Source organism: Sphingomonas sp. PP-CC-3A-396 (genome assembly GCF_004343105.1).
Taxonomy (GTDB): domain Bacteria; phylum Pseudomonadota; class Alphaproteobacteria; order Sphingomonadales; family Sphingomonadaceae; genus Sphingomonas.
Genome location: NZ_SLYF01000009.1, coordinates 95,909 through 120,719, shown reverse-complemented (window position 1 = coordinate 120,719; position 24,811 = coordinate 95,909). Strand labels below are relative to the sequence as shown.

General features: G+C 65.2%; 32 protein-coding genes and 1 pseudogene. 26 read left to right on the top strand and 7 right to left on the bottom strand.

The features are described 5' to 3' along the window. Positions 1 to 2 precede the first annotated feature (2 nt). The 24 genes from rplD to C8J40_RS17190 all read left to right on the top strand — a co-directional run bounded on the left by rplD (position 3) and on the right by C8J40_RS17190 (position 15,499). Complete coding sequence (gene rplD / locus C8J40_RS17305; RefSeq protein WP_056047616.1) at positions 3 to 629, top strand: 50S ribosomal protein L4; 627 nt, start codon at positions 3 to 5, stop codon at positions 627 to 629. Next, a complete protein-coding gene (locus C8J40_RS17300; protein ID WP_056047618.1) occupies positions 622 to 936 on the top strand; it encodes a 50S ribosomal protein L23 in 315 nt (104 codons plus the stop codon). Before rplD ends, C8J40_RS17300 begins: the two co-directional genes overlap by 8 nt. A gap of 4 nt (positions 937 to 940) precedes the next feature. After that, positions 941 to 1,780 (top strand): 50S ribosomal protein L2, encoded by an 840-nt coding sequence (gene rplB / locus C8J40_RS17295; RefSeq protein WP_055872649.1) that lies wholly within the window; start codon positions 941 to 943, stop codon positions 1,778 to 1,780. A gap of 1 nt (position 1,781) precedes the next feature. Then, complete coding sequence (gene rpsS, locus C8J40_RS17290) at positions 1,782 to 2,057, top strand: 30S ribosomal protein S19 (protein ID WP_031393761.1); 276 nt, start codon at positions 1,782 to 1,784, stop codon at positions 2,055 to 2,057. Beyond that, a complete protein-coding gene (rplV, locus tag C8J40_RS17285; RefSeq protein ID WP_056047621.1) occupies positions 2,057 to 2,434 on the top strand; it encodes a 50S ribosomal protein L22 in 378 nt (125 codons plus the stop codon). The genes rpsS and rplV overlap by 1 nt, the downstream gene beginning before the upstream one ends. Next, complete coding sequence (gene rpsC, locus C8J40_RS17280; RefSeq protein WP_055872646.1) at positions 2,434 to 3,141, top strand: 30S ribosomal protein S3; 708 nt, start codon at positions 2,434 to 2,436, stop codon at positions 3,139 to 3,141. The genes rplV and rpsC overlap by 1 nt, the downstream gene beginning before the upstream one ends. 15 nt (positions 3,142 to 3,156) lie before the next feature. Then, positions 3,157 to 3,591, top strand: a complete 435-nt coding sequence (rplP, locus tag C8J40_RS17275) for a 50S ribosomal protein L16 (protein ID WP_031393758.1) — start codon at positions 3,157 to 3,159, stop codon at positions 3,589 to 3,591. A 4-nt stretch (positions 3,592 to 3,595) separates the two neighbouring features. Beyond that, positions 3,596 to 3,802, top strand: a complete 207-nt coding sequence (gene rpmC, locus C8J40_RS17270) for a 50S ribosomal protein L29 (RefSeq protein WP_055872644.1) — start codon at positions 3,596 to 3,598, stop codon at positions 3,800 to 3,802. A 10-nt stretch (positions 3,803 to 3,812) separates the two neighbouring features. Continuing rightward, positions 3,813 to 4,085, top strand: a complete 273-nt coding sequence (gene rpsQ, locus C8J40_RS17265; RefSeq protein ID WP_031393756.1) for a 30S ribosomal protein S17 — start codon at positions 3,813 to 3,815, stop codon at positions 4,083 to 4,085. A gap of 236 nt (positions 4,086 to 4,321) precedes the next feature. After that, positions 4,322 to 4,690, top strand: coding sequence for a 50S ribosomal protein L14 (gene rplN / locus C8J40_RS17260; protein WP_031393755.1), 369 nt, complete (start codon positions 4,322 to 4,324; stop codon positions 4,688 to 4,690). Then, complete coding sequence (rplX, locus tag C8J40_RS17255) at positions 4,690 to 5,007, top strand: 50S ribosomal protein L24 (RefSeq protein WP_056047623.1); 318 nt, start codon at positions 4,690 to 4,692, stop codon at positions 5,005 to 5,007. Before rplN ends, rplX begins: the two co-directional genes overlap by 1 nt. Before the next feature lie 52 nt (positions 5,008 to 5,059). Beyond that, positions 5,060 to 5,623, top strand: coding sequence for a 50S ribosomal protein L5 (rplE, locus tag C8J40_RS17250; protein WP_082441396.1), 564 nt, complete (start codon positions 5,060 to 5,062; stop codon positions 5,621 to 5,623). 158 nt (positions 5,624 to 5,781) lie between these two features. After that, positions 5,782 to 6,087 (top strand): 30S ribosomal protein S14, encoded by a 306-nt coding sequence (rpsN, locus tag C8J40_RS17245; RefSeq protein ID WP_056015537.1) that lies wholly within the window; start codon positions 5,782 to 5,784, stop codon positions 6,085 to 6,087. Between the two features lie 10 nt (positions 6,088 to 6,097). After that, positions 6,098 to 6,493 carry a 30S ribosomal protein S8 gene (gene rpsH, locus C8J40_RS17240; protein ID WP_031393751.1) on the top strand — a complete coding sequence of 132 codons (396 nt, stop codon included), beginning with the start codon at positions 6,098 to 6,100 and terminating at the stop codon, positions 6,491 to 6,493. After that, positions 6,493 to 7,026 carry a 50S ribosomal protein L6 gene (gene rplF, locus C8J40_RS17235; protein WP_056047628.1) on the top strand — a complete coding sequence of 178 codons (534 nt, stop codon included), beginning with the start codon at positions 6,493 to 6,495 and terminating at the stop codon, positions 7,024 to 7,026. Before rpsH ends, rplF begins: the two co-directional genes overlap by 1 nt. After that, positions 7,026 to 7,382, top strand: a complete 357-nt coding sequence (gene rplR / locus C8J40_RS17230) for a 50S ribosomal protein L18 (protein WP_031393749.1) — start codon at positions 7,026 to 7,028, stop codon at positions 7,380 to 7,382. The genes rplF and rplR overlap by 1 nt, the downstream gene beginning before the upstream one ends. A gap of 3 nt (positions 7,383 to 7,385) precedes the next feature. After that, positions 7,386 to 8,177, top strand: a complete 792-nt coding sequence (gene rpsE / locus C8J40_RS17225; protein ID WP_132898059.1) for a 30S ribosomal protein S5 — start codon at positions 7,386 to 7,388, stop codon at positions 8,175 to 8,177. A 6-nt stretch (positions 8,178 to 8,183) separates the two neighbouring features. Then, positions 8,184 to 8,360, top strand: coding sequence for a 50S ribosomal protein L30 (gene rpmD / locus C8J40_RS17220; RefSeq protein WP_055872633.1), 177 nt, complete (start codon positions 8,184 to 8,186; stop codon positions 8,358 to 8,360). A gap of 108 nt (positions 8,361 to 8,468) precedes the next feature. Beyond that, on the top strand, positions 8,469 to 9,011 hold the full coding sequence (gene rplO / locus C8J40_RS17215; protein ID WP_056047631.1) for a 50S ribosomal protein L15: 543 nt from the start codon (positions 8,469 to 8,471) through the stop codon (positions 9,009 to 9,011). Between the two features lie 394 nt (positions 9,012 to 9,405). Then, positions 9,406 to 10,770, top strand: coding sequence for a preprotein translocase subunit SecY (secY, locus tag C8J40_RS17210; RefSeq protein WP_132898058.1), 1,365 nt, complete (start codon positions 9,406 to 9,408; stop codon positions 10,768 to 10,770). Positions 10,771 to 10,822: 52 nt separating this feature from the next. Next, positions 10,823 to 11,473 (top strand): adenylate kinase, encoded by a 651-nt coding sequence (locus C8J40_RS17205; RefSeq protein ID WP_107952628.1) that lies wholly within the window; start codon positions 10,823 to 10,825, stop codon positions 11,471 to 11,473. Positions 11,474 to 12,018: 545 nt separating this feature from the next. Further along, positions 12,019 to 12,711, top strand: a complete 693-nt coding sequence (locus C8J40_RS17200; RefSeq protein WP_132741525.1) for a response regulator transcription factor — start codon at positions 12,019 to 12,021, stop codon at positions 12,709 to 12,711. Positions 12,712 to 12,720: 9 nt separating this feature from the next. After that, a complete protein-coding gene (locus tag C8J40_RS17195) occupies positions 12,721 to 14,067 on the top strand; it encodes a HAMP domain-containing sensor histidine kinase (RefSeq protein WP_165911497.1) in 1,347 nt (448 codons plus the stop codon). Positions 14,068 to 14,239: 172 nt separating this feature from the next. Then, entirely contained in the window at positions 14,240 to 15,499 is a 1,260-nt protein-coding gene (locus C8J40_RS17190) for an MFS transporter (protein ID WP_132898057.1), read from the top strand. 62 nt (positions 15,500 to 15,561) lie between these two features. Here C8J40_RS17190 and rsmD read toward each other — a convergent pair whose 3' ends face one another. Together rsmD and C8J40_RS20810 are read right to left on the bottom strand one after the other, a co-directional pair. Beyond that, positions 15,562 to 16,104 carry a 16S rRNA (guanine(966)-N(2))-methyltransferase RsmD gene (gene rsmD / locus C8J40_RS17185; protein WP_132898056.1) on the bottom strand — a complete coding sequence of 181 codons (543 nt, stop codon included), beginning with the start codon at positions 16,102 to 16,104 and terminating at the stop codon, positions 15,562 to 15,564. 806 nt (positions 16,105 to 16,910) lie between these two features. Next, positions 16,911 to 17,612 (bottom strand): annotated as a pseudogene (locus C8J40_RS20810) (pseudouridine synthase); the annotation flags it as partial. Between the two features lie 204 nt (positions 17,613 to 17,816). On the opposite strand from C8J40_RS20810, the gene C8J40_RS17175 reads away from it, so the two are divergent. Next, positions 17,817 to 18,248, top strand: coding sequence for a response regulator (locus tag C8J40_RS17175; RefSeq protein ID WP_132898190.1), 432 nt, complete (start codon positions 17,817 to 17,819; stop codon positions 18,246 to 18,248). An 88-nt stretch (positions 18,249 to 18,336) separates the two neighbouring features. Next, positions 18,337 to 19,668, top strand: coding sequence for an MFS transporter (locus tag C8J40_RS17170; protein WP_132898054.1), 1,332 nt, complete (start codon positions 18,337 to 18,339; stop codon positions 19,666 to 19,668). A gap of 2 nt (positions 19,669 to 19,670) precedes the next feature. Here the strand turns inward: C8J40_RS17170 and C8J40_RS17165 are convergent, their stop codons facing one another. The 5 genes from C8J40_RS17165 to trpB form a co-directional block, all read right to left on the bottom strand. Then, positions 19,671 to 20,147, bottom strand: a complete 477-nt coding sequence (locus C8J40_RS17165; protein ID WP_243693470.1) for a DUF6628 family protein — start codon at positions 20,145 to 20,147, stop codon at positions 19,671 to 19,673. 68 nt (positions 20,148 to 20,215) lie between these two features. Next, positions 20,216 to 21,535 carry a folylpolyglutamate synthase/dihydrofolate synthase family protein gene (locus C8J40_RS17160; protein ID WP_132898053.1) on the bottom strand — a complete coding sequence of 440 codons (1,320 nt, stop codon included), beginning with the start codon at positions 21,533 to 21,535 and terminating at the stop codon, positions 20,216 to 20,218. A gap of 116 nt (positions 21,536 to 21,651) precedes the next feature. After that, the gene (gene accD / locus C8J40_RS17155) at positions 21,652 to 22,503 is read right to left on the bottom strand and encodes an acetyl-CoA carboxylase, carboxyltransferase subunit beta (RefSeq protein ID WP_056486848.1); all 852 of its coding nucleotides are present in this window, start codon (positions 22,501 to 22,503) and stop codon (positions 21,652 to 21,654) included. Further along, the gene (gene trpA, locus C8J40_RS17150) at positions 22,500 to 23,312 is read right to left on the bottom strand and encodes a tryptophan synthase subunit alpha (RefSeq protein ID WP_132898052.1); all 813 of its coding nucleotides are present in this window, start codon (positions 23,310 to 23,312) and stop codon (positions 22,500 to 22,502) included. Before trpA ends, accD begins: the two co-directional genes overlap by 4 nt. A gap of 175 nt (positions 23,313 to 23,487) precedes the next feature. After that, a complete protein-coding gene (trpB, locus tag C8J40_RS17145; protein WP_132898051.1) occupies positions 23,488 to 24,729 on the bottom strand; it encodes a tryptophan synthase subunit beta in 1,242 nt (413 codons plus the stop codon). Between the last annotated feature and the right edge of the window lie 82 nt (positions 24,730 to 24,811).

Below are 24,811 nucleotides of genomic sequence, written 5' to 3'. Positions count from 1 at the left end.
GCGTGAAGATCAAGGTTTCATCTTTCGCCGGCACTGACGCAGCGGACATCGAGCTCAACGACGAGGTCTTCGGCCTCGACCCGCGCGCCGACATCCTGCACCGCGTCGTCACCTGGCAGCTCGAGAAGCGTCGCGAGACGGCTCGCGGCACCCGTGAGCGCGCAGACGTCGCACGCACCGGCAAGAAGTTCGGTCGCCAGAAGGGCGGCGGTACGGCTCGTCACGGCGATCGTCGCGCACCTGTGTTCATCGGTGGTGGTAAGGCTCACGGCGCCCGCGTCCGTGACTTCAACCCGTCGCTGAACAAGAAGGTTCGCTCGCTCGGCCTGCGGATGGCGCTCAGCAGCCACGCCAAGGCGGGTTCGCTGGTCATCATGGACAGCCTGGCTGTCGAGGGTGGCAAGACCAAGACGCTGCAGGGCGATCTCGCAAAGCTCGGCTTCGGCAAGCGTGCGCTCGTCATCGACGGCGACATGGTCGACACCAGCTTCGCATTCGCCGCGGGCAACCTGTACGAAGTGAACGTGATGCCGGCTGCCGGCGCGAACGTTTACGACATCCTGAAGCATGACACGCTGGTGCTGACGCGCGCCGCTGTCGAAAAGCTGGAGGCGCGCTTCCATGGCTAAGAAGCAGAAGGCGGGCATCGATAATCGTCATTACGACGTTATCCTCGCCCCGCACATCACCGAGAAGACGACGACCCTGTCGGAGTTCAACGCGGTGGTGTTCAAGGTATCGAACGATGCCACGAAGCCCGAGATCAAGGCGGCCGTTGAGGCGCTGTTCGACGTGAACGTCGTCGGCGTGAACACGCTCGTCCAGAAGGGCAAGACCAAGAAGTGGAAGGGCACGAACTACTCGCGCTCCGACATGAAAAAGGCAATCGTGACGTTGAAGGACGGTCAGTCCATCGACGTGACGACGGGGATCTGAGGCCATGGCACTCAAGCATTATAATCCGACATCGCCGGCACGCCGCGGTCTCATCCTGGTCGACAAGTCGTCGCTCTGGAAGGGTCGCCCCGTCAAGGCGCTGACCGAAGGTAAGCACAAGACCGGCGGTCGTAACAACAAGGGTCATGTGACCTCGCGCGGCATCGCCGGTGGTCACAAGCAGAAGTACCGCTACATCGACTTCAAGCGTCGCAAGTGGGACGTCGAAGGCACCGTCGAGCGGATCGAGTATGATCCCAACCGCACTGCGTTCATCGCCCTGGTCAAGTACCCGGACGAAGAGCTCGCCTACATCCTGGCGCCACAGCGTCTGGCCGTCGGTGACAAGGTCCTCGCGGCCAAGAAGACCGACGTGAAGCCAGGCAATGCCATGGAACTCGGTCAGATGCCGGTCGGCACCATCGTCCACAACGTGGAGATGAAGCCGATGAAGGGTGGCCAGATCGCCCGTTCGGCCGGCACGTACGTGCAGGTCGTCGGTCGCGACAAGGGCATGGTGATGGTCCGTCTGAACTCGGGCGAGCAGCGCTACATCCGCAGCGATTGCATGGCGACGGTTGGCGCGGTCTCGAACCCCGACAACCAGAACCAGAACCTGGGCAAGGCAGGCCGTTCGCGCTGGATGGGTATCCGTCCTCTGACGCGCGGCGTCGCCAAGAACCCGGTCGACCATCCGCACGGCGGTGGTGAAGGCCGTACCTCGGGTGGCCGTCATCCGGTTACGCCTTGGGGCAAGCCGACGAAGGGTGCGCGCACGCGTCATAACAAGTCGACCGACAAGATGATCATCCGGTCGCGTCATTCGACGAAGAGGAAGGGCTAACATGGCTCGTTCAGTCTGGAAGGGCCCCTTCGTGGACCTTCATCTGCTCAAGAAGGCAGAAACCGCCCAGGACACCAACGCGCGTTCGCCGATCAAGACCTGGTCGCGTCGCTCGACGATCCTGCCGTCGTTCGTGGGTCTCACGTTCAACGTCTATAACGGCCGCAAGTTCGTGCCCGTCTCGGTCAACGAAGACATGGTCGGCATGAAGCTCGGTGAGTTCGCGCCCACGCGCTACTTCCCCGGCCACTCCGCCGACAAGAAGGGCAAGCGCTGATGTCTAAGCAAGTCAGCCCGCGCAAGGTCGCGGACAACGAGGCGCTTTCGGTCGGTACGCAGATCCGTGGTTCCGCGCAGAAGCTCGGTCTCGTGGCTGCGCTGATCCGTGGCAAGAAGGTCGGCGATGCGATGAACATCCTCGCCTTCTCGACCAAGGGCATGGCGATCGAAGCGCGCAAGGTGCTGGCCTCGGCCATCGCCAACGCCGAGAACAACCATAACCTCGACGTCGACGCACTCGTCGTCGCCGAGGCTTCGGTCGGCAAGTCGATCACGATGAAGCGCTTCGCTACCCGGGGCCGCGGCAAGTCGACCCGCATTCTCAAGCCATTCAGCCGTCTGCGCATCGTCGTGCGCGAGCAGGAAGAAGCATAATGGGTCAGAAGAGCAACCCCATCGGTCTGCGTCTGCAGATCAACCGTACCTGGGATAGCCGCTGGTACGCCGAAGGCGCCGACTATGGTCGGCTCCTGCTCGAGGATCTCAAGATCCGCGCATTCATCATGAAGACGCTGCCGCAGGCGGCGATCTCCAAGGTGGTCATCGAGCGTCCGGCCAAGCTGGCCCGCATCTCCATCTTCGCTGCACGCCCCGGCGTGATCATCGGCAAGAAGGGTGCGGACATCGAGAAGCTGCGTTCGACGATCGGCAAGATGACGTCGTCGACCGTGTCGCTGAACATCGTCGAGATCCGCAAGCCGGAAGTCGATGCGCGTCTCGTCGCGCAGGGCATCGCCGATCAGCTCGAGCGTCGTATCGCCTTCCGTCGCGCCATGAAGCGTGCGGTCCAGTCGGCGATGCGTCTCGGTGCCGAGGGCATCCGGGTGAACTGCGGTGGCCGTCTTGGCGGCGCCGAGATCGCACGGTCGGAGAGCTATCGTGAGGGTCGGGTTCCGTTGCACACGCTGCGCGCGAACATCGATTATGCCGAGGCTACGGCGCACACGTCTTATGGCGTATGCGGCGTGAAGGTCTGGGTCTTCAAGGGCGAGATTCTCGGCAACGATCCGACGTCGTACGACCGCATCATGATGGAGGCTCAGACCTCCGGCGTGCGGCCGCAGCGCGACGATCGTCGCTAAGGGGCAGGAACAGACATGCTGCAACCAAAAAAGACCAAGTTCCGGAAGGCCTTCAAGGGCAAGATTTCGGGCGACGCCAAGAGTGGCTTCTCGCTCAATTTCGGCTCCTACGGCCTCAAGGCGATGGAACCCGACCGGATCACCGCACGCCAGATCGAGGCGGCCCGCCGCGCGATCACGCGTCACATGAAGCGCCAGGGGCGTTTGTGGATCCGCATCTTCCCAGACCTTCCGGTCTCGGGAAAGCCAGCCGAAGTCCGCATGGGTAAGGGCAAGGGCGCGCCGGAATACTGGGCCGCTCGCGTCAAGCCGGGTCGGATCCTGTTCGAGCTCGACGGCGTCGACGGCAAGATCGCCGCCGAGGCGTTCGAGCGGGCGGCCATGAAGCTGCCGATCAAGGTAAAGGTCGTTGCCCGCCTGGGCGACACCTCGCATCTGGGAGGCGAGTAAGATCATGGCTCGTATCGACGACATGAAGACCAAGAGCGACGACCAGCTGTCGGAGTCGCTCGGCGAACTGAAGCGCGAGCAGTTCAACCTGCGCTTCCAGGCCGCCACGAACCAGCTCGAAAAGCCGAGCCGCGTTCGTGAGGTCCGCCGCGACATCGCTCGCATCAAGACCCTGCAGGCTCAGCGCACCAGCGCTGAAGCCGCGAAGTAAGGAACGTATCATGCCGAAGCGCGTGCTGACCGGTCTGGTCGTGTCCGACAAGGGCGACAAGACGGTGGTCGTGAACGTCGAGCGTAAGGTGAAGCACCCGCTCTACGGGAAGATCATCCGTCGCTCGAAGAAGTATCATGCTCATGACGAGAGCAACGAGTTCAAGCAGGGCGAGACCGTGCGGATCGAAGAGACCGCACCGATCTCCAAGCTGAAGACCTGGAAGGTGATCGAGCGGGTCAACACCCACGCGACGCCGGAGCGGGCTTCGGCCGAGGGCTGAACTTTCAAACGTACGTCACCCCAGCGAAAGCTGGGGTCTCGTGCGGCAGGGACGGACTTCGCTACCGGAATATCCCAGCGTTCGCTGGGATGACGGTAGCGAGATCGTTCTTGTGAAATACGAGTGGAACGGCTAAGCGGCCGCTCCTCCCCGCTGCGGTTCGTCCGTGGCGGGGTGATTTTTTAGGCGGGGTTCGGTCGGTATCGACCCCAGAGACAGAGAAGGGATACGGATCCATGATCCAGATGCAGTCCAATCTCGACGTCGCTGACAACAGCGGCGCGAAGCGGGTGCAGTGCATCAAGGTGCTTGGGGGTTCCAAGCGTCGTGTTGCAGGCGTTGGCGACATCATCGTCGTCAGCATCAAGGAAGCGCAGCCACGTGGCCGTGTGAAGAAGGGCGACGTTCACCGCGCGGTGATCGTGCGTACCGCCAAGGATATCCGCCGTGCAGACGGTACGGTCATCCGCTTCGACGGCAACGCCGCGGTGCTGGTCAACAAGAACGAGGAGCCGATCGGCACCCGTATCTTCGGCCCAGTCGTTCGCGAGCTGCGCGGCAAGAAGCATATGAAGATCATCAGCCTCGCGCCGGAGGTGCTGTAATGGCGTCGCAGCGTATCAAGAAGGGTGACAAGGTCATCGTCCTGTCCGGTAAGGACAAGGGCAAGACCGGTGAAGTCACCGTCTCCATGCCGAAGACCGACAAGGTCGTCGTATCGGGCGTCAACATCGCCGTGCGCCACACCAAGCCGACTCAGGGTGACCCGCAGGGTGGCCTGATCCGCAAGGAAGCACCGATGCACGTTTCGAAGGTCGCGCACGTGACCGCCGACGGCAAGCCGACCCGCGTCCGCTTCGAGGAGCAGGACGGCAAGAAGGTCCGCGTCGCCGTCAAGACCGGGGAGAAGATCAATGGTTGATCAGAACACTGGCGCTGAGAACACCGGCACCGAGGCCGTCTACGTCGCGCGCATGCGCAAGCTGTACGACGAGACGATCATCAAGGCGATGACCGAGAAGTTCGGTTACAAGAACGTCATGGAAATCCCGCGGCTCGACAAGATCGTGCTGAACATGGGCGTCGGCGAAGCCACGCAGGACAAGAAGAAGGTCGACCAGGCTGCTTCCGAAATGGAGCTGATCGCCGGCCAGAAGCCTGTCGTGACGAAGGCCAAGAAGTCGATCGCGCAGTTCAAGCTGCGTGAAGGCATGCCGATCGGCGTGAAGGTCACCCTTCGCCGCGAGCGCATGTACGAGTTTCTCGACCGTTTCATCACGATCGCTCTTCCCCGCGTCCGCGATTTCCGCGGGCTCAACCCGAAGAGCTTCGATGGCCGTGGCAACTATGCCTGCGGTATCAAGGAGCAGATCGTGTTCCCAGAAATCAGCTATGACCGGGTCGACAAGGTCCGCGGCATGGATGTGATCGTGACGACGACCGCAAAGACCGACGACGAGGCTCGCGAGCTTCTCCGTCTGTTCGGTTTCCCGTTCCCGATCGAAGACGACGCTGCCGACGAGAAGAAGGCAGCTTAAGTAACTCCCTCTCCCCTCGGGGAGAGGGTTGGGGTGAGGGGGAGTGAGTCTCCCTCGCCCCGCCCGAAAACTGGAGGCGCGGTCCTGCTGGGCTGCCCCTCACCCCGACCCTCTCCCCGGAGGGGCGAGGGGGCAGAAGAAAGAAAGAACTTAAGTCGATGGCGAAACTGAGTTCAGTCAACAAGAACGAGCGCCGCAAGCGCATGGTCAAGCAGTATGCCCCGAAGTACGCGGCACTGAAGGCAATCGCAGCGGACAAGACGCTCGACGATGGTGAGCGTCTGATCGCTCGCCTCAAGATGGCGGCACTGCCGCGTAACGCGAACCCGACCCGCATCCGTAACCGGTGTGAGCTGACCGGTCGCCCGCGCGCCTATTACCGCAAGTTCCGGCTCTGCCGTATTCAGCTGCGCGATCTGGCCAACAAGGGCCTCATCCCCGGCGTCACGAAGTCGAGCTGGTAAGGACTAAATCATGGCAGTGACCGATCCCCTGGGTGATTTGCTCACCCGTATCCGTAATGGCCAGCGCGCGAAGAAGGACTCCGTCCTCACGCCGGCGTCGAAGCTGCGCGTCCGCGTGCTCGACGTTCTGCAGCGCGAAGGCTATATCCGTGGCTATAGCGAAGAGCAGATGGGCCCCGCGGCCGGCCTTCGCATCGAGCTGAAGTATTTCGAGGGCCAGCCTGCGATCAAGCATGTCGCGCGCGTCTCGAAGCCCGGCCGTCGCGTCTATTCCGGCTCGCAGGAACTCCCGCGCGTCCGTAACGGCCTCGGCATCACCATCGTCTCGACGCCCCGCGGCGTGCTTTCGGATTCCGAAGCACGCGAGCAGAACGTTGGCGGCGAAGTCCTCGCGGAGGTGTTCTGATGAGCCGCATTGGTAAGAAGCCGGTCACCGTACCGGCGGGCATCACGCCGACCATCGAGAACAAGCAGCTGACGATGAAGGGCCCCAAGGGTACCCTCAAGATGCCGCTTCGCGACGAGATCAGCTACACGATCGAAGATGGCGGCATTTCGGTGCAGCCGGCCAACGACACTAAGCGCGCTCGCGCGTTCTGGGGCATGCAGCGGACCATGGTGCAGAACCTGGTCACCGGCGTGTCGGAAGGCTTCACCAAGAAGCTGCTGATCACCGGCGTCGGCTATCGTGCCGCAGCGCAGGGTCGCAATCTCAAGCTGCAGCTCGGCTACAGCCATGACGTCAACATCGACGTGCCGGAGGGGATCGAAGTCAAGACCCCCGACAACACGACGATCGAGATCTCGGGTTCGGACAAGCAGATGGTCGGTCAGCTGGCCGCGGAAATTCGTCAGTGGCGCAAGCCCGAGCCTTACAAGGGCAAGGGTATTAAGTACGACGGCGAGTTCATCTTCCGCAAGGAAGGGAAGAAGAAGTAATGACCAAGGGACTTTCTCTTTTCGCCAAGCGGCGTCGCCGCAACCGTACCGCGCTCCGCGCACGTGCAGGCACCCGTCCGCGGTTGTCGGTGCATCGCTCGGGCAAGCACATCTATGCCCAGGTGATCGACGATGCCGCTGGCACGACGGTCGCATCGGCCTCGACGCTGGAGAAGGACGTGCGCGGCACGTCCGGCGCCAACATCGACGCGGCGACTTCGGTCGGCAAGCGCGTCGCCGAGGCTGCCAAGGCAGCGGGCGTGACCCAGGTCGTGTTCGATCGCGGCGGCTTCCTCTACCACGGTCGCGTGAAGGCTCTTGCCGATGCCGCGCGCGAAGCCGGATTGGAGTTCTAAGACATGGCTGACGAAAACAACACGCCGGCAGTAATCGCTCCCGAGACGACCGCACAGGACGTCACGGCTCAGAATGTCCCGCAGAGCACTGGCTACCAGGGCAACAACGGTGGCGGTCGCGGTCGCGGCGGTCCCGGTGGCGGCGGCGGTGGTCGTGGTGGTCCCGGCGGCAACCGCAGTGGTGGCCCAGGCGGCAACCGCGGTGGTCGCGACGGCGGTCGCGGTCGCGACAATCGTGGCGGTCGTCCCGGTGCGGACGATGGCGGCGAAGAGCTAATCGAGAAGCTGGTGCACATCAACCGCGTCTCGAAGACGGTCAAGGGCGGTAAGCGCTTCGGCTTCGCAGCGCTCGTAGTCGTCGGCGACGGCAAGGGTCGTGCAGGCTTCGGTCATGGCAAGGCACGCGAAGTGCCGGAAGCCATCTCGAAGGCGACGGCTGCTGCCAAGAAGAAGATGGTTCGCGTTCCGTTGAAGGACGGTCGCACGCTGCATCATGACGGTAACGGTCACTTCGGTGCCGGCAAGGTCACGTTGCGGTCGGCGCCTCAGGGTACGGGCATCATCGCCGGTGGCCCGATGCGCGCAGTCTTCGAATCGCTGGGCGTTGCGGACGTTGTGACCAAGTCGGTCGGCACGTCGAACCCCTACAACATGATCCGCGCCACGTTCGAGGCCCTTGGCGAGCAGACCTCGCCCAAGGCCGTCGCACAGCGTCGCGGCAAGAAGATCGCCGACCTGCTCGGCCATGGTGGTTCGAAGACCGCCGAGGCCGATGCAGCTGCGATCACGGAGTAAGCGATCATGGCAACCATCAAGATCACGCAGACCGGTTCGCCGATCCGCCGCGAGAAGGATCAGCGCGCAACGCTGATCGGTCTCGGTCTCAACAAGATGCACAAGACCCGCGAGCTGGAAGACAGCCCAGAGGTCCGCGGCATGATCCGCAAGGTGCAGCACATGGTGTCGGTCGAAGGCTGAGCCTTCACGCTACCTAGTGACAAATACCGGGAAGGGGGCTAACGGCCCCCTTTCTTATTACAGATTCTATCCAACCAGCGCGTAACAAGCGAAAGCGAGTGCATTACCATGAAGCTCAACGAACTCCGCGATAACGAAGGTGCCCGTAAGTCCAAGATGCGCGTCGGACGCGGCATCGGCTCGGGCAAGGGCAAGACCGCAGGCCGCGGTCAGAAGGGCCAGAAGAGCCGCGAGGGCGTGTCCATCGCCGGCTTCGAAGGCGGCCAGATGCCACTGCACATGCGTCTGCCTAAGCGCGGCTTCAACAACATCTTCCGCAAGGACTTCGCAGAGGTCAACCTCGGCGCGATCCAGCTCGCGGTCGACGCCGGCAAGATCGAGGCTAACGCCACGCTCGACCACGACGCGCTGAAGGCCGCTGGCCTGGCACGCGGCGGCAAGGACGGCGTCCGCCTCCTCGCCAAGGGCGAGCTGACCACGGTCCTCTCGTTCACCGTCGACGGTGCGTCGAAGGGCGCGATCGAAGCGGTCGAGAAGATCGGCGGCAAGGTCGAGGTGATTCACTTCGTCCCCGCAGCCGAGAAGGCCGCCGCCAAGAAGGGCGTGAAGTACAAGGAGCGTGCGGCGCACAAGGCGTCGTTCAAGGCCTGACCTTGATGGGGGAGGGGGTGCCGAGTGCGCCTCCTCCCTTTTCGTTTGTGGCGTCTGAGACGCTGCGCCGCGGCAACCCTCACCATCTCTCCCCATCCCGTTCGTGCCGAGTAGAGGTCGAGCGCAGTCGAGAACTCGTATCGAGGTACAAGACCCAAGAGGGCCACTCCTTCGATACGCCGTCTCGACAAGCTCGACGTCTACTCGGGACGAACGGAATGGGTAAATTGGTCCGGGTGCGACCGATGTGGGAGGGTAAATCAATGGACGGGGTGGTTCCGCCACCTATCCATATCCGCCTTAGCCATTAGACAAGCGCGCCCGTGCGCCTATATGAGCGGCGGGGGCGGTCACAACGCATCCCGCCTTCTTTGTTTCCAGGACGATCACACGCATGGCATCCGCAGCCGACCAGATGGCGCAAAGCATCAGCCTTTCGAAATTCGCGAAGGCGACCGACCTCAAGAAGCGGTTGTGGTTCACGATCGGTGCGCTGATCGTTTTCCGCCTGCTCAGCTATGTCCCGCTGCCGGGTGTCGACCCGACCGCGCTCGGCCTGCTCTCGCAGCAGACGCAGGGCGGCGTGCTCGATTTCTTCAACACCTTCTCGGGTGGCTCGCTCAGCCGTATGTCGCTGATCGCGCTCGGCGTGATGCCCTACATCACCGCCTCGATCGTGGTGCAGCTCGCGACTTCGCTGTCGCCGACGCTCGCCGCCATCAAGAAGGACGGCGAATCGGGCCGCAAGCGCCTCAACCAGTACACGCGCTACGGCACCGTCGGCCTGACCGCGGTGCAGGGCTATTTCATCGCCGTCGGCCTTGAGACGCTCGGCGCGGCACAGGGCATCCAGGCGGTCATCGAGCCCGGCATGATGTTCCGCGTCGCCGCGGTCATCTCGCTGATCGGCGGTACGATGTTCCTGATGTGGCTCGGCGAGCAGATCACCAGCCGCGGTATCGGCAACGGTGTCTCGTTGATCATCATGGCCGGCATCGTCGCGCATCTCCCCGTCACGCTCGTCAACCTGCTCGAAGGCGGCCGCTCGGGCTCGCTCGATCCGATCAAGCTGATCGGCATCGTCGTCGCGGTGGTCGTGCTGATCCTCTTCATCTGCTTCATGGAGCGCGCGCAGCGCCGCATCCTGATCCAGTATCCCAAGCGCCAGACGCAGCGCGGCATGCAGGCCGATCGCAGCCATCTGCCGCTGAAGATCAACACCGCCGGCGTCATTCCGCCGATCTTCGCGTCGTCGCTGCTGCTGATGCCGCTGACGATCTCGCAGTTCGCCGGACAGCGCGTCGCGGGTGAATCGAAGTGGGGTGACTTCATCATCACGCTCAACCAGTATCTGCAGCACGGCTCGCCCGTGTACATGCTGCTGTACGGCGCCGGCATCATCTTCTTCTCGTTCTTCTACACCGCGGTCGTCTTCAACCCCGAGGAAACCGCCGACAATCTGAAGCGCAATGGCGGGTTCATCCCCGGCATCCGTCCGGGCAAGAACACCGAGAATTACTTCGATTACGTGCTGACGCGCATCACCGTAATAGGTGCGGCGTATCTGACGATCATCTGCCTGTTGCCCGAATATCTGGTGACCGCGTTGCAGATCCCGTTCTACCTCGGTGGCACCAGCCTGCTGATCGTCGTCAACGTGACGATGGACACGGTGACGCAGATCCAGTCGCACCTGCTGGCGCACCAGTATGGCGATCTGATCAAGAAGGCGAAGCTCAAGGGCAATCGACTTCGTTAAGCCGCGGGTCTAACGCGGTAAAAATCCTGCACGAACGAGGGGAGTGCGTTTCGTGAATATCATCCTTCTTGGACCGCCCGGCGCGGGCAAGGGCACCCAAGCCGCCACGCTCGTCAACGAGCGCGGCATGGTGCAGCTTTCGACCGGGGACATGCTGCGCGCAGCGGTCGCCGCCGGAACACCGGTCGGCCTCCAGGCGAAGTCGGTCATGGAATCCGGCGGTCTCGTCTCGGACGAGATCGTGTCGGGCATCATCGGCGAGCGTCTCGACCAGCCGGACACGGCGAACGGCGTCATCTTCGATGGCTATCCGCGCACGGCCGCGCAGGCGGAAGCGCTCGACGGTTTGCTCGCCGATCGTGGACGCACGCTCGATTACGTGATCGAACTCGGCGTCGACGAAGCCGCGCTGATCGACCGGGTCGTCGGCCGCTACACCTGCGCTAAGTGCGGCACGGGGTACCACGATCGCTACAAGAAGCCTGTCGTAGCCGGCGTCTGCGACGTCTGCGGCTCGACCGAGTTCAAGCGCCGTCCTGACGACAACGCCGAGACGGTCCACAACCGCATGGCCGAATACCGCGCGAAGACTGCCCCGATCCTGCCGATCTACGACGCCAGGGGGCTGGTTCACCGGGTCGACGGAATGGCTGACATCGCGCATGTCGGCGCGGCGATCGCTGCGATCCTCGACAAGAAGTAAGCGCGAATAAGATTGTTCCCCCGCGAAGGCGGGGGCCCAGACTGGGCCCCCGCCTTCGCGGGGGAACAAGGCACCGGGAGCGGCGATCTTGCGCCTCCCGGTTTTCTCCCCCCTCCGTCATCCCGGCGAACGCCGGGACCCACGGATACGGCGGACCATGCGTTAGCGTGCAACCACCACCAATCCCGCAACCATGGGTCCCGGCGTTCGCCGGGATGACGGGGAGGGGTATGGACGCACTTTGGTTCACCTTGATGGCGCGCTCCATCATCGACAAACCCGTTCACGTTGCGTGCGCCTTTGCGTGCACCACCCACCACCCACCAACATGACGTAATTGTCACCCGTCGGTCATCGCCCTGACCCCCGCTCGATCCTAGAACCGACCCGTGGCCAGCAACGGTCGCACGCGTTTCCAGAGATCGGTGCCCGTCACTCCCGGGGGTACCGTGGGGGCCGGTGGGAAGACTTCTTTCCGCCGGCCTTTCCGTTTATGAGGGCAGGAGATAGTGACCGATTTCGGTGGCAGGGAAGGTGATAGCGCGTTGAGCCGCAAGATTTTGATCGTCGAGGACGATGCGTCGACATCCGCGTATCTTGCCAAGGGTTTAGCCGAAGCCGGGCATGCAATCGAAGCCTGTGCCGATGGCCGCGACGGCCTGTTCCTCGCCAGCGAGGGCATCTTCGACCTTATCATCGCCGACCGCATGTTGCCCGGCCTCGACGGCCTGTCGATGGTCAGCGCGATCCGTGCTGCCGGTATCGCAACGCCTGTTTTGATCCTCTCCGCACTCGCGGCAGTCGACGACCGCGTCGATGGTCTCAAGGCCGGTGCCGACGATTACCTCTGCAAGCCCTTCTCGTTCGCCGAGCTCTCCGCCCGGATCGAGGCCATGCTCCGTCGCTCCGATCGCGCCGCGACCGAGCCGCAGAAGACGAAGCTTTCCGTTGGCGACCTCGAGATCGACCTGCTCGCTCGCGCCGTGTCGCGTGCGGGTCGCTCGATCCCGCTCGGTGCGCGCGAATTCAATCTGCTCGAATTTCTCGCGCGCCACGCCGGCCAGGTCGTGACGCGGACGATGATGCTCGAGAAGATCTGGAACTACCATTTCGACCCGGGTTCGAACGTGGTCGACGTTCATATCGGTCGCCTTCGTCGCAAGCTCGAGGACGGCTTTCCGACACCGATCCTGCACACGGTGCGCGGCGCAGGCTACCGGCTCGCCGTTGAAAACTGATCCGGGGGAGTGATTCGCCTTTCGGTAACAGCCCGGATCGCGTTGCTCTCGATCGCGCTGGCGCTGGTGTCCAATCTGGCCCTCGTTGGCTTCGTCTGGAAGACCACCAGCGCCGACGCGATCGATGCGATCCGTCGCGAGACGACCGAGCAATCCGAAGCGTTGCGCGCAGTCTGGCGTAGCGGTGGGCTCCCCGCGGTCCGCCAGGCGATCGACGGTGCGGTTGTTCCCGGCGACGTTTCGCTCGTCCTAGCGGTGATCGACCCGGAGGGACGGGCGCTGGTGGGGATCGCGCCGGAACGGCTCGCGGTACCCCTTAAAACTACGCATTTCCGGATCGCGCGGCTCGGCGCCGACGAACTCTGGTCGGCGCGTGAGTCGGGCTACGCGCTTCACCCGCTGGGCGATTATTGGCTACTCACAGGGCGCAATCTCGACCTGATCGCCGCAGAGGAGCGCGCGATCGAACGCGCGCTCGCGGTTGCCGTGTTCCTTTCGCTCGCGCTCGGCGTGGTCGGTGGACTCGTTCTCACGCGCTATGTCGGCCGCCGGCTCGATGGCATCGCCAAGGCGATCGAAGCGGCGGGCGAGGGCGATCTCTCGCGTCGCGTCGACATGGTCGCCGGCGGTGGCGACGCGTTCGATCGTCTGGCCGCACGGTTGAACGTCATGCTCGGCAAGCTCGAAGGCGTGATGGCCGAACTGCGAATCGTCACCGACAGCCTCGCGCACGACCTCCGTTCGCCCTTAGCGCGCCTGCGCACCAAGACCGAGCAGGCGGTGCTGATCGCCGATCCGGATGCGCGCGAGGCGGCGCTGGGCGGGCTGCTGGTCGAGACCGATCTCGTCATGCGGATGCTGACGATGGTGATCGAGATCAGCCGCTCGGGCTCAGTCTCGCGCGATCGCTTCATCGAAGTGTCGCCCGCGAACCTGCTCGAAGAGATCGGCGAACTCTACGCGCCCGTTGCGGAGGATGCCGGCCTCGTCTTCACGATCGCAATCGACGACCGCCCGCCGCCGATGAAGCTGCACCGCGAGTTGATCAGTCAGGCGATCACCAACCTGATCGACAACGCGCTCCGCCACGGTGCCGGGGGCGGCGAGGTCACGCTGCGCATCGTCCACCGCACCGACGGCGTGGCGATCCAGGTCGAGGACCGCGGCCCCGGCATCGCCGCCGCCGACCGTGCACAGGCGCTGAAACGGTTTGGCCGTCTCGACAGCGCGCGCTCGACCCCCGGAGCAGGCCTCGGCATGGCGCTGATCGAAGCGGTAGCGCGGCTCCACGACGGCCATTTCGAACTTGCGGACAACGCCCCCGGACTGATCGCAAGGATCGTCCTGCCAGTCTGATCCTCCCCCGACAGGGGGAGGTGGCTGGCGCTAGCCAGACGGAGGGGGAGGAATGGGGAACCTACGTTCCGTGTCCTCCCCCTCCGTCGCTTCGCGCCACCTCCCCCTGGCAGGGGAGGATCGTAAGCCGCAATCGGTTGACCGGAACCGCCCCGGAGGCGATGCCGTCAGGATGACGACGCTAGCCTCCAACCGCCGCATCCTTGCCGCCAGCCTGGTCGGCACTGCGGTCGAGTTCTACGACTTCTACATCTACGCCACCGCCGCCGCGCTCGTGTTCGGCCCGCTGTTTTTCTCGGGCCAATCCGACTCCGCGCAGTTGCTACTGAGCTATGCGACGTTCGGGCTCGCCTTCGTCGCTCGCCCGGTCGGCGCGATCGTGTTCGGGCATTTCGGTGACCGTGTTGGCCGGAAATCCACGCTTGTCGCATCGCTGCTGCTGATGGGCGGATCGACCGTCGGTATCGCCTTCCTGCCGACCTACGCGCAGGTCGGCTGGATCGCACCAGCGCTGCTCTGTTTGATGCGGCTGGGGCAGGGGTTAGGCCTCGGCGGCGAATGGGGCGGGGCGGCATTGCTCGCGGTCGAGAATGCGCCGCCGCACCGCAAGAATACCTGGGGCATGTTCCCGCCGCTCGGGGCGCCTGTCGGCTTTCTCGCCGCCAATGGGCTGTTCCTCATCATCGGGCTGGTACTCGACGAGGCGCAGTTCATTGCCTGGGGCTGGCGGATCCCGTTCCTGTTGAGCGCGATCCTCGTCGGGCTCGGTCTCTGGGTGCGCCTCAAGCTGACCGAGACGCCCGCCTTCCTCGAAGCGGAGGCGACCGAGGCGTTGCCCAAGGTGCCGATCGCAACGCTGCTGACGAAGCATTTGCGCGCGACGCTGGCCGGCACGTTCGGCGTCATTGCGTGCTTCGCGCTGTTCTACCTCGCGACCGCATTCGCGCTTGGCTACGGGACCAAGACGCTCGGCTATTCTCGCGAGGCGTTTCTGGCGGTCGAACTGGTCGCGATCTGGTTCCTGGCAGGCGGCGTGATCGTGGCCAGCGTGCTGGCGGACCGGCATTCCGCGGCACGGATGCTCGCGATCGGGTTTGCCGGATGCATCGGCGTCGGCGCACTGATGGGGCCGATGCTCGGCTCGGGATCGCTGTTCACAGTGTGGCTGTGGCTGTCGGGCGCGCTGTTCGTGATGGGGTTCGCCTACGGACCGCTCGGTGGATGGCTGCCGAGCCTGTTCCCGGCGGGTGTGCGCTATACCGGGGTGTCGATGACGTTCAACTTGGGCGGCGTGCTCGGCGGTGCGCTCGCGCCGATCGTGGCGGAGGCGCTGGCACCGCGCGGGCTGTGGCTGGTTGGCGGGTATCTGATGGCGGCGGGCGTGTTGAGTTTAGGCGGGCTGCTTATCCTGGGTCGCACAACCGACCACTAACTTGTTCTCCCGCGAAAGCGGGAGCCCAGACTGGGCTCCAGCCTTCGCGGGAGAACACGCTTTTACCCTGAAACTGGCCGCAACAGGGTCAGTCGCGCCTTGCCGTGCACGCGCGTCGCATCGACCTCGAAGCCGGCCAGTTCGACGACTTCGGCCTTGGCCGTCTCGAGGCTGATCCACGTCGCCGGCCCGACCCAACCCAGCCGCGACAGCTTGTCGAGCGCGACGAGTCCGGCACCGGTATTATACGGAGGGTCCATCAGGATCACGTCGAGCGGTGCCGGCGCAGGTCCGAGCGCCATCACCGAGGTGGCGCGAACATCGCCGCGGATCTCAAGCTTGGCGAGGTTGGCCTTCAGCGCGTCGACTGCCAGCTTGTCCGATTCGACGAACATGCACGTCGCCGCCCCGCGCGACAGCGCCTCGATCCCGAGCGCGCCCGAGCCTGCGAACAGATCGGCGACCGCCAACCCCTCGAAGCTGCCAACGCGGCTGGTCAGCATCGAGAACAACGTCTCGCGCATCCGGTCTGCGGTCGGGCGGGTGGTGTCACCCTTGGGTGCGGCGATCTGGCGCCCGCGATACTGCCCTGCGATGATACGCATCAGCGTTTCCCTCCACGTGGTGCACGGGGCGGATGACCGCGCCCTCCCGACGGCCCCTTGCCGGGCGCCGTGGGGCGAGTCCCCCGCTCGGGCCGTGCCGGCGCATCGCGCACCGGCCGTGGCTCGGCACCCGGACGTCCGGAAGCACTGCGCGCGGCACGTTTGTCTAGCGAACTGCGGCCGCGCGAATCATCGGCCTGCGGACGGAAACCACGCTGCGGCTCCTGACGCTGCGGCGTATCGGCGCGACGTGGCGTCACGGTGCCCCCGGCGCCGACCCGAGACGGGGCTGCACGATCGCGCGGCGGCTTGGCAGCACGGAAATGCTTGATCTTCGGGCTGGTGCTGAGCTCCTCGCCGCGATCCGCCCGCTCCTGACGAACATAAGGCTTCGACATGTCGCCACTGGTCGGCCGGGCGTGATGCGTGCCCGTCGGCCGAGAGGCATTCCGCGTATCCGGCCGCGCCCAGGGATCGTTGACGTCCCCGCGCTGCATTGCGGCAGTTGGGCGAATCCGTTCGGGCCGTGCAGGTCGTAAGGGACGATCGGTCGGCACGGTGCCGCTGGAGAAGCCCGAACTCGCCGGCGCCGTGTAGGGGCTGCGGACCGGGGCACGTGCACCGCCGGGAGCTGGCCGCGCACCCGGTGTCGGCCTTGCACCCGTCGCAGGTCGCCCCGTCGGCGCAGGACGGGCGGCATTGCTGCCCCGCTGGCTCGAACGTGCGCCGATCCCGGCGCCCGCACCGGCACTCGCGCTGATCCCGATATTGGCGCGCGCGCCCGGACCCTCGGGCCGACCCTTCGCCAGCTCCTTCTGGAACGCGACGACGTCGTGCTGCAGCACTTCGCCGATCTGCCCCGGCGGCAGGTCGCCGAGCACAAACGGACCATAGCGCGTCCGGATCAGCCGCGAGACCTGCAACCCGAGATGCTCCAGAACGCGGCGGACTTCGCGGTTCTTGCCCTCGGTCAGGATCATCTCGATCCACACGTTCGCGCCGGTTCGACGCTCGATATTCGCGTTGATCGAGCCATAGCGCACGCCCTCGATCTCGATCCCCTCGATCAGTTCCTCGAGCTGTGGCTGCGTGATGTTGCCATACGCGCGCGCGCGATAGGCGCGCTCGACGCCGGTCGCGGGCAGTTCGAGCTGGCGTTTGAGGCCACCATCGGTGGTCATCAGCAACAGCCCCTCGGTGTTGAGATCGAGGCGACCGACCGGCACCAGCCGCGGTAGATCCTGTGGCAGGCGATCGTAGATCGTCGTGCGGCCGGCGGGATCGCGCTCGGTGACGAGCAGTCCGGTCGGCTTGTGATACAGGAACAGCCGCGCTGCGCTGGGCGCCTCGACCGGATCGCCGTCGACCGTCACGCCTGCCAAGTTGCGCAGGATCGTCGCGGGTGTGTCGAGGGTAGAGCCGTTGAGCGCGACGCGCCCCTCGGCGATCATCCGCTCGATATCGCGGCGCGAGGCGATCCCGGCGCGGGCGAGCAGCTTGGCGATGCGGTCGCCCTTGATCGGTGTGGCAGGAGTTGCAGGCGCGTCGGGCGACGGGCTGGCAGTCGGGTTATCGTCTTTTGAAGTCGTCATGGCGCGGCTGATACTATGGATCGGCCGCCAGCGCGAAAATATTTGCGACCGTTCGTGCTGCGGTGCGTTAACACCCGCAAGCGTAACGACCTTTCGCGCGCGACCGGGGGCCTTTCGGCAATGTTGTTCGGCAAGAAAAAGCGGCAGATCGTCCGGCTCCTCGTCGTCGAGGACGAACCGCTGGTAGCGTTCGACACCGAGTATTTCCTCGCCGAAGCGAAGTTCACGATCGTGGCGACGATCGACCGGGTCGCGGATGCGTTGCCGATCCTGGCTAGCGACACAGTGATCGACTTGGTGCTGGTCGACGTGAATTTGGCGGACGGTTCGGGCATCGACGTCGCGCGCGCGGCGCACGCACGCGGCGTGCCGGTGATGTTCGTTACAGGGAGTTGCCCGATCGAGGCGACGACGCTCGCCGCCGGCTGCATGGCCAAGCCCTACGCACCGCGCGACCTGATCGCTGCGATCGAGGCGATCGAGGCGACGCGCGCTGGCAGCAAGCCCAAGCGCGTTCCGTACGGCTTCACGCTGTTCGAAGCGAAAGCCTGACGTTTCCCCCGCGCTCCATCGCCTGACGGGTAGCGCGGTTGCGATTTCCCGTTAGGGTCTCCCGCAAGCGAGTGGGAGCGTAAGTGCGATGGACGGAACCGAAGGCAAAAGCTGGAGTGACGGGTTTCGACCGTATGTCGAGAAGGCCCCGCTGGCCGCGCTCGCACTCGGCATATCGTCGGGCTTCCCCTATGCGATGATCGGCGCGACGCTGACCACCCGGCTGGCAGCGAGCGGCATCGACAAGAAGACGGTGACCGCGTTCAGTCTTGCGTTTCTCGTCTATAATCTGAAATTCTTGTGGGCGTGGGTCGTTGATGGCGTCCGCCTCCCGGTGATCGGGCGGCTCGGCCAGCGTGTTTCCTGGCTGATCATCACGGCCGCGCTAGTCGTCGCGGCTGTCGTCAACCTCGCGCTGATCGACCCAGCGGCCAGCATCGCCTCCACCGCAACCGCGGCGATCCTGGTCGGCGCGGCGGGCGCGACGTTCGACGTCGTGATCGACGCGTTCCGGATCGAGACGCTCGAACCGCGCCAATTGGGCGTCGGATCGGGGATGAGCCAATATGGCTGGCGGATCGGCTCAGCAGGCTCGGGCGCGCTGGCGCTGGTGGTCGCCGAACGCGCCGGCTGGAACGCCGCCTATCTGGCATGTGTGGTGTTCGCACTACCCGCGGTGTTGGCGGGCTTGGCGCTGGGCGAGCCCGAACGCCGCCGCCCGCCGATCGAACGGCGTGGTCTAGCCGAGGGGTTTCGCGCGATCTGGGGGCCGTTCGTCCAGTTTTTCTCGCGCGAGGGGGCGTTCATCGTCCTCGCCTTCATCCTGATCTTCAAGGTCGGCGACACGCTCGCCAATTTGACGTTGCGGCTGCTGTTCGACGACCTCGGCTTCACCGGCGACGAGATCGCGTTCTACGATGTCGGGATCGGCTTCATCGCGTATCTCGTCGGCATCTTCATCGGCGGCATTCTGTACGCGCGGATGGGGATGAAGCGATCGGTGCTTTTGTCGCTCGTGCTGATGGGCGTCTCGAACCTGTCGTTCGCTGCGTTAGCGGCGGCCGGGCACTCAAACTCCGGCATGGCGGCGGCGATCGGCTTCGAGAACGCGTCGAGCGGGTTTGGCGGCGTGGTCGTGATCGCCTATTTTTCCGCGCTGTGCGATCTACGCTTCACCGCGGCACAGTTTGCGCTGATCTCGGCAGCGGCAAGCATCGTCGGACGAATCGTCACCGGCACGACCGCCGGCGCGCTGATCGAGGCGTTCGGCTATGTCGATTTCTACCTGCTGACGACGGTGCTCGCGGTACCAGGGATCGTGCTGTTCTGGTGGATGAGCCGGTCGGGGATGATCGACCGCTCGATCGGCAGCGCCGGCGTCGAGGGAGAGGGCGACGCGCGAGCTGGCGAGGCCGTTTAGCCTTACATCGTGACCGGTCGCCCCTCGTCGGCGAACGCGGCGGCGACGGCTGCGGCGCTGGCGAGGACGCCGTCGACACGGCGGACGCCGAGTAGATCGGTCGTCAGATAGCGGGCTGTCTCAGGGGCGGTCTCGACCCGCGCGAGGATCGACAGCATCGCCGACTCGGCTGGGGTCATCCGCGCGCAGCAGCATGGCGCGATCGCGATCGTTCCCGCCGACGTGCCCGCCAGGTCGGCCATCAGCGCGCGCAATAGTACCAGCGGACGACGAAAACTCTGCCCGAAAGCGGTGAACATCGTGTGCGCGGCGCGGGCGTCGGCGAGGCCATGCGCACCCATCCGCCGCAGTGCGAACAAGGCGATTCGCGCATTTTCACAAGGCGGCAGTGGATGCGGCAGCAACGCCGTCGCGTTGGCGAGCAAATTGGTCGTGGCCGGCGTCGAACTGGGCGTCGAACTGGGGCGGGTATCGGTCATTCACGCGACTCCGTGGTGGTGTCCACAAACTCGCGCGTCCGTTATTGATAGTCAATAGCAATAAGAGCTCAGTCCGGCGGCTGGTCGTTCGTCGCGAGCACTTCACCGGCGAGATAGAGAGAACCGGCGATCAGGACGAGGTTTGCCTCTTCGCTCCGCGCCGCGATCAGCTCGAGTGCAGCGGCCGGGGTGGACGACGTTTCAGCCGTTTTCCCGAAGCTTCGTGCAAGCGTTGCGAGTGTGTCGGGAGCGTGATGCGCGTGCCCCGGCACCGGGATGGCGACGACATGCCCGACAGACGGCGACAGAATGCCGATCACCGCCTCTGCATCCTTGTTGGCGAGCATCCCGAGTATCAGCGTGACCGGACGCCCCTTCGCCAGCGTTCGCAGCGCTCGCGCGACCGGTTTCGCGGCATTGGGGTTGTGCGCGCCATCGAGCCATAGTTCGTTGCCCGTCGGGAGTCGTGCGAGCAGGGGGCCATCGGACAGGCGCTGCATCCTGGCTGGCCAATGCGCCCAGTCGGCGGCGGCGCGCATCGCGGCTTCGGAAACATGCAGCGCGCCCTGATGACGGAGCATCGCGATCGCGAGCGCGAGGTTGCGGGACTGGTGCGCGCCGACGAGGCGGGGGCGGTTGGTGACGACCGAAAAGCCGGTATCCTCGTAGCGGACGGTCGAGCGTGCGGTCTCGCTCGTCCAGGCCGTGCCGCGCGCGTGGACGGGGGCACCCGCGGCGGCGGCTACCGCGGCGATCTTTGCGCGGAGGGCCTTGGGATAGTCCATCGTGACGAGCGGCACGCCGGACTTGGCGATGCCCGCTTTCTCGCCGGCGATCTCCAGCAGCGTGTCGCCGAGGAACGACTGGTGATCGATCCCGAGTGCGGCGATGCCGGTGACGACCGGGTTCGGGATGACATTGGTCGCATCGAGTCTGCCGCCGAGACCGACTTCGACGATGGTCGCTGCCGCTGGTATGCGGGCGAAGGCGAGGAAGGCGGCGGCGGTGGTGACTTCGAAGAAGCTGGCTTGCAGGTCGGCGGCTTGGTCGAGGACTTCCGATAGCAAGGCCGCGAGAAGATCGTCCTCGATCAATTTGCCCGCGAGGCGGATGCGTTCGTTGAAGCGGACGAGATGCGGCGAGGAATAGACGTGCACGCTGTGGCCGGCGACTTCGATCGCAGCGCGGAGGAAGGCGCAGGTCGAGCCTTTGCCGTTGGTGCCGGCGACGTGGAACACCGGGGGGAGCGACAGATGTGGGTCGCCTAGGCGGCTCAGGAGCGCGGTGATGCGCTCGAGGCCCAGGATATCGGCGCCCGGCGACAGCGCGGTCAGCCGGTCGAGTTGCGCTTGCACTGCGGGGCACGAGGAAACGGCGTGGTCGGGCATTCTTGGCTCCCTCTCCCCTCCGGGGAGAGGGCTGGGGTGAGGGGCAGTTCCGGGCGGCGTACTGCTTGGCTGCCCCTCACCCCGACCCTCTCCCCGGAGGGGAGAGGGAGTAGCGATTACGCTGCTTCGCGCGCGCTCAGATACCCGATGACCGTGCCGAGCTGTTCGCGCAGGTCCTTGCGGTGGACGACCATGTCGATCATCCCGTGCTCGAGATAATATTCCGATGTCTGGAAATCCTCGGGCAGCTTCTCGCGGATCGTGCTCTCGATCACGCGGCGGCCGGTGAAGGCGAGCGTCGCCTTGGGCTCGGCGATCTGCACGTCGCCGAGCATCGCATAGGCTGCCATCACGCCGCCCGAGGTCGGGTCGGTCAGCACGACGATGTACGGCAGGCCGGCATCGTGGAGCATCTGGATCGCGACGGTGCTGCGCGGCATCTGCATCAGGCTGAGGATGCCCTCCTGCATGCGCGCGCCGCCGCTCGCGGTGAAGATCACGTAGGGGACGCGGTCCTCGATCGCCGCCTCGACGCCGCGGACGAAGGCCTCGCCGACGGCCAGGCCCATCGAGCCACCCATGAAGCCGAAATCCTGCACGCCGACGACGACGCGGTGGCCGTCGATCGCACCGCGTGCGTTGATCAGCGCATCCTGCTCGCTATTGTCGGTCCGCGCCGCCTTGAGGCGATCGGTATAGCGCTTCTGGTCGCGAAACTTGAGTGGATCCTCGGGGACCTTAGGCGCCGGCAGTTCCGAACAGCTGCCCTCGTCGAACAACTGCGCAAAGCGGATCTTCGGCCCGATACGGTCGTGGTGATCGCATTTCGGGCAGACGTAGAGATTGTCCTCGAGCTCCTTGGTGAAGACCATCTGCCCGCAGCCCTTGCACTTGTGCCAGAGATTCTCGGGCGTCTCGCGCTTCGCGACGAAGGGCAGGACGTTGCGGACGCTGTTGAGCCAGCTCATGCGGGGACCTTCCGTGCGGACGCGACGGCGTCGGCGAGAGACTTGATATAGGCGCGAACCGGCTCGGCCGCAGCGGCGCCGTATTGTGCGACCAGTTCGACAATCGCCGAGCCGACGACGACGCCGTCCGCGACACGCGCGACGTTGGCGGCCTGCTCGGGGGTGCGGATGCCGAAGCCAACCGCGATCGGGATGTCGGTCTGGGCTTTGAGACGGGCGACGGCATCCTCGATCGAGGATTGCTGGGCCTGCTGGAGCCCGGTGATGCCGGCGACCGAGACGTAATAGAGGAAGCCGCTCGCGCCATCGAGAACGGTCGGCAGGCGGGCGGCGTCGGTGGTGGGGGTGGCGAGGCGGATCAGGTCGATCCCCGCGGCGCGAAGTTGTGGGCCGAGTGCGTCGTCCTCCTCGGGCGGCACGTCGACGCAGATCACGCCGTCGACGCCAGCGTTGGCGGCGGCCTGCGCGAACCAGTCCGCGCCACGCCGGAGCATCGGGTTGCCGTAGCCCATCAGCACCAGCGGCACGTCCGGATGGCGTGCGCGGAAGGCGGTGGCGGTGGCGAGGATGTCCGCGGTGCGGGTGCCTTGCGCGAGGCTGCGGATGTTCGCGGCCTGGATCGCGGGGCCGTCGGCCATCGGATCGGTGAACGGCATGCCGAGTTCGATCGCATCCGCGCCGCCGGCGACGAGCGCGTCGAGGATCGGGCCGGTGGCCTCGGTGGTGGGATCACCCGCGGTGACGAATGCGACGAGCGCGGCTCGGCCTTCCGATGCCGTTCGGGCGAAGGTGGTGGCGAGGCGGCTCACTTGCCCCCCTCCCAAGCAATAGTCGTCGCTCGACGTATATCCCGAGCCACGCCAACACCCGTCACCCCAGCGAAAACTGGGGTATTCCGGTTGACGACCACGGCACCCGCCCCATTGATACCCCAGCTTTCGCTGGGGTGACGGGTGAGGGAGGGGGACTGCCCGTCAATCGAGCTCATATCGCCACTCCGAGTGCTTCCGCGACGGTGAAGATGTCCTTGTCGCCGCGGCCGCACAGGTTGGCCAGGATGATCTGGTCCTGCCGCATCTCGCGCGCCTTCTTGGTCACGGTCGCGATCGCGTGCGATGGCTCCAGCGCGGGAATGATGCCCTCGGTGCGGCACAACAGCTGGAACGCGTCGAGCGCCTCGGTGTCGGTGGCGCTGTCATACTGAACGCGGCCGATATCGCGCAGCCAGGCATGCTCCGGCCCGATGCCGGGATAATCGAGACCCGCCGAGATCGAGTGCGCCTCGGTGATCTGGCCGTCCTCGTCCTGCAACAGATACGTCTTGTTGCCGTGGAGCACGCCGGGGAAACCGCCCGCAAGGCTCGCCGCGTGCTGCTTGTCGAGGCCATGACCCGCTGCTTCGACGCCGAGCATCTGCACATCGGCATCGTCGAGGAACGGATGGAACAGTCCGATAGCGTTCGAGCCGCCACCGATCGCCGCGACCAGCATGTCTGGCAGACGACCGACGCGCGCGAGCATCTGCGCGCGCGCCTCGGTGCCGATCACGCTCTGGAAATCGCGGACCATCTCGGGATACGGATGCGGACCGGCGGCGGTGCCGATGATGTAGAAGGTGTCGTGGACGTTCGCGACCCAGTCGCGCATGCCCTCGTTCATCGCGTCCTTCAGCGTGTGTGCGCCGCTCGTCACGGGGCGGACTTCGGCGCCGAGCAGCTTCATGCGGAATACGTTGGGCGCTTGGCGCTCGACGTCCTTGGCGCCCATGTAGATCACGCAGGGCAGGCCGAAGCGCGCGCAGACCGTGGCGGTGGCGACGCCGTGCTGGCCCGCACCGGTCTCGGCGATGATCCGCGTCTTGCCCATGCGCATGGCGAGCAGGATCTGGCCGATGCAGTTGTTGATCTTGTGCGCGCCGGTGTGATTGAGCTCGTCGCGCTTGAACCACACTTGGGCTCCCATGCCTTCCGGAGCGGACTCGCGGAGCGCCTCGGTCAGGCGCTCGGCGTAATAGAGCGGGCTTGGGCGACCGACATAATGTTCGAGCAAATCGTCGAACTGCGCCTTGAAGGCGGGGTCGGCCTTGGCGGCGCGGTACGCCTCGTCGAGTTCGAGGACGAGCGGCATCAGCGTCTCGGCGACATAGCGGCCGCCGAAATCACCGAAATGGCCGCGCTCGTCGGGCTGGGCGCGGTAGGAGTTGGGGGCGAGGGTTGGAGCGTTCATGCAGAGCGCTTTAGCACCTCGGTACGGTGCGCCAAGCCCTTCTATCCGCGAGACGTGTATCCCCGCGAGGGCGGGGATCCAG

Coding starts and splice junctions, on each gene's coding strand:
- C8J40_RS17190 (WP_132898057.1), top strand. CDS start 14,240: ATGACGACGCTAGCCTCCAACCGCCGCATCCTTGCCGCCAGCCTGGTC.
- rpsS (WP_031393761.1), top strand. CDS start 1,782: ATGGCTCGTTCAGTCTGGAAGGGCCCCTTCGTGGACCTTCATCTGCTC.
- C8J40_RS17170 (WP_132898054.1), top strand. CDS start 18,337: ATGGACGGAACCGAAGGCAAAAGCTGGAGTGACGGGTTTCGACCGTAT.
- accD (WP_056486848.1), bottom strand. CDS start 22,503: ATGAGCTGGCTCAACAGCGTCCGCAACGTCCTGCCCTTCGTCGCGAAG.
- rpsH (WP_031393751.1), top strand. CDS start 6,098: ATGGCAGTGACCGATCCCCTGGGTGATTTGCTCACCCGTATCCGTAAT.
- rpsQ (WP_031393756.1), top strand. CDS start 3,813: ATGCCGAAGCGCGTGCTGACCGGTCTGGTCGTGTCCGACAAGGGCGAC.
- rpmC (WP_055872644.1), top strand. CDS start 3,596: ATGGCTCGTATCGACGACATGAAGACCAAGAGCGACGACCAGCTGTCG.
- C8J40_RS17300 (WP_056047618.1), top strand. CDS start 622: ATGGCTAAGAAGCAGAAGGCGGGCATCGATAATCGTCATTACGACGTT.
- rpsE (WP_132898059.1), top strand. CDS start 7,386: ATGGCTGACGAAAACAACACGCCGGCAGTAATCGCTCCCGAGACGACC.
- rplE (WP_082441396.1), top strand. CDS start 5,060: ATGCGCAAGCTGTACGACGAGACGATCATCAAGGCGATGACCGAGAAG.
- C8J40_RS17175 (WP_132898190.1), top strand. CDS start 17,817: ATGTTGTTCGGCAAGAAAAAGCGGCAGATCGTCCGGCTCCTCGTCGTC.
- rplV (WP_056047621.1), top strand. CDS start 2,057: ATGTCTAAGCAAGTCAGCCCGCGCAAGGTCGCGGACAACGAGGCGCTT.
- secY (WP_132898058.1), top strand. CDS start 9,406: ATGGCATCCGCAGCCGACCAGATGGCGCAAAGCATCAGCCTTTCGAAA.
- rplX (WP_056047623.1), top strand. CDS start 4,690: ATGGCGTCGCAGCGTATCAAGAAGGGTGACAAGGTCATCGTCCTGTCC.
- rplN (WP_031393755.1), top strand. CDS start 4,322: ATGATCCAGATGCAGTCCAATCTCGACGTCGCTGACAACAGCGGCGCG.
- rpsC (WP_055872646.1), top strand. CDS start 2,434: ATGGGTCAGAAGAGCAACCCCATCGGTCTGCGTCTGCAGATCAACCGT.
- rpsN (WP_056015537.1), top strand. CDS start 5,782: ATGGCGAAACTGAGTTCAGTCAACAAGAACGAGCGCCGCAAGCGCATG.
- rplF (WP_056047628.1), top strand. CDS start 6,493: ATGAGCCGCATTGGTAAGAAGCCGGTCACCGTACCGGCGGGCATCACG.
- rplB (WP_055872649.1), top strand. CDS start 941: ATGGCACTCAAGCATTATAATCCGACATCGCCGGCACGCCGCGGTCTC.
- rpmD (WP_055872633.1), top strand. CDS start 8,184: ATGGCAACCATCAAGATCACGCAGACCGGTTCGCCGATCCGCCGCGAG.
- C8J40_RS17165 (WP_243693470.1), bottom strand. CDS start 20,147: ATGACCGATACCCGCCCCAGTTCGACGCCCAGTTCGACGCCGGCCACG.
- rplR (WP_031393749.1), top strand. CDS start 7,026: ATGACCAAGGGACTTTCTCTTTTCGCCAAGCGGCGTCGCCGCAACCGT.
- rplP (WP_031393758.1), top strand. CDS start 3,157: ATGCTGCAACCAAAAAAGACCAAGTTCCGGAAGGCCTTCAAGGGCAAG.
- rplO (WP_056047631.1), top strand. CDS start 8,469: ATGAAGCTCAACGAACTCCGCGATAACGAAGGTGCCCGTAAGTCCAAG.
- trpB (WP_132898051.1), bottom strand. CDS start 24,729: ATGAACGCTCCAACCCTCGCCCCCAACTCCTACCGCGCCCAGCCCGAC.
- rsmD (WP_132898056.1), bottom strand. CDS start 16,104: ATGCGTATCATCGCAGGGCAGTATCGCGGGCGCCAGATCGCCGCACCC.
- C8J40_RS17160 (WP_132898053.1), bottom strand. CDS start 21,535: ATGCCCGACCACGCCGTTTCCTCGTGCCCCGCAGTGCAAGCGCAACTC.